Genomic DNA, 1,434 nt, shown 5'->3' with positions numbered 1-1,434 from the left:
GATAGAAAAGGCGGACTGGATTGGTATGATTATGGAGCGCGAATGTATGATGCGGCATTGGGAAGATGGCATGTGGTAGATCCGATGGCGGATAAATGTTATGGCATTAGTCCGTATAATTATTGCCTTAATAATCCATTCAGACTCATTGACCCTAATGGAATGTGGCCGGGTGACCCGCTATTGCAACCTTTTGGTAGATATCAATATGGAAGTAATGCGGTATTAAACACTCTTAAGTTCATTCATAATACGGTTGCTTCTGCTGTGAATACGCCTATTAATATGATAAATGGATTGGCGGATGAAACGCAGTACATTTATAATAGTGGAGTAGGTTCTTATCTATCTGCCGGTGCTAATAATATAGGGAATGTAGTCAGCTCGGAACTTTCATATCGAACAAATACATCGGTATCTCAACAGGCTTCGGATACTTGGTAGGCGATGAAAGATCCGCAGAACTGGGAGAATGCGATGGCTGCTACAGCTCTTATGTTGAGCCCGATGAAAGGAGGCAGTACAACTTTTCGGAGTTCTACAGTAGTAAAAGGCGGAACAACAGCTTTTAGGTATATGACAGAGGGCGAATTGAAAGCAATACAAAATACAGGATTATTAAGAGGTGGACGTGCTGGAGAAACCTTTTGGACCAAAGATTTATACAAATCAGCTTCAAGTGCACAGAATCGTTTAGCTTTGCCCAGTACTCCGACACTTCGTGTTGAATTTGAGATTTTAAATAATCCTACTTTGCTACGGAACGGAGTAAAAGTTCTCCCTGCAAACGGTATGATGGGTAAAGGTGCTGAATTTATGACTTTAGATCCGGTAAAAGTAAATTTAATTAATTGGCAACCATTAAAATAAGAATATTATGGGACAAAATAAGTGCTTTATCAAGGTTAGTGATCCTTGGAATTTCGAGAGTCCAGATGGCGAAAATATTATTAAAGGAAGCATATTAAGTCAAAGGAGTGATCAATGTATTGTTTTTAGAAGTAATTATTGTATGCAATTTGATGGAGTTAAAGGTTTTGTTCTAATATTAATTCCAAGGCATTGTGGTCATGATTTCAGCAAGTTGCATGATGAGATAATAGCTTTTAATGGCAGTATCTTGTTTAGAGAATATAGTGAACAGTTGAGTGAAAACGAATTAAGAAAAGACTCAAAATTTGTAATAATAGGCAGTTTGAGAATAGAACATTCGTAGAGTGTCTTATCCTGATAGTGTTTTACCCTAATATTTGTTGATTAAAAATCAATTTATATCAGGGTAATTTCTTTCTTATTATCAACTTACTTGGAGTATTCTTCCTAAAAAAACTCTTATTGAAAGTTATAGTATCATCTTTCATAGCTAACGTATGGTAAAGATTATCAATCTCATAAATGTACTGCATTTAATATCGTAACATTAACCGAAAATCC

At 36.2% G+C, this 1,434-nt stretch carries 3 protein-coding genes; all 3 read left to right on the top strand.

The features are described from left to right. A partial coding sequence (locus I2I13_RS24590; RefSeq protein WP_229128721.1) for an RHS repeat-associated core domain-containing protein occupies window positions 1-444 on the top strand: 444 nt, incomplete at its 5' end. A 3-nt stretch (window positions 445-447) separates the two neighbouring features. Then, window positions 448-870: a hypothetical protein gene (locus I2I13_RS24370; protein ID WP_195650759.1), complete on the top strand. Its 423-nt coding sequence runs from the start codon at window positions 448-450 to the stop codon at window positions 868-870. Window positions 871-877: 7 nt separating this feature from the next. Next, window positions 878-1,216 (top strand): hypothetical protein, encoded by a 339-nt coding sequence (locus I2I13_RS24365; protein ID WP_148367982.1) that lies wholly within the window; start codon window positions 878-880, stop codon window positions 1,214-1,216. The last annotated feature ends 218 nt before the right edge of the window (window positions 1,217-1,434 follow it).

Origin of the sequence: Bacteroides sp. D55t1_190419_B8 (assembly GCF_015558905.1) — a bacterium.
In the GTDB taxonomy this organism is placed as follows: Bacteria; Bacteroidota; Bacteroidia; order Bacteroidales; family Bacteroidaceae; genus Bacteroides; species Bacteroides vicugnae.
Note: the sequence above shows the minus strand (reverse complement) of the source record. Positions and strands in the feature narration are given on the sequence as shown.

Bases quoted from the DNA above. Each gene is read 5' to 3' on its own strand.
- I2I13_RS24370 (WP_195650759.1), top strand. From the start codon at position 448: ATGAAAGATCCGCAGAACTGGGAGAATGCGATGGCTGCTACAGCTCTT.
- I2I13_RS24365 (WP_148367982.1), top strand. From the start codon at position 878: ATGGGACAAAATAAGTGCTTTATCAAGGTTAGTGATCCTTGGAATTTC.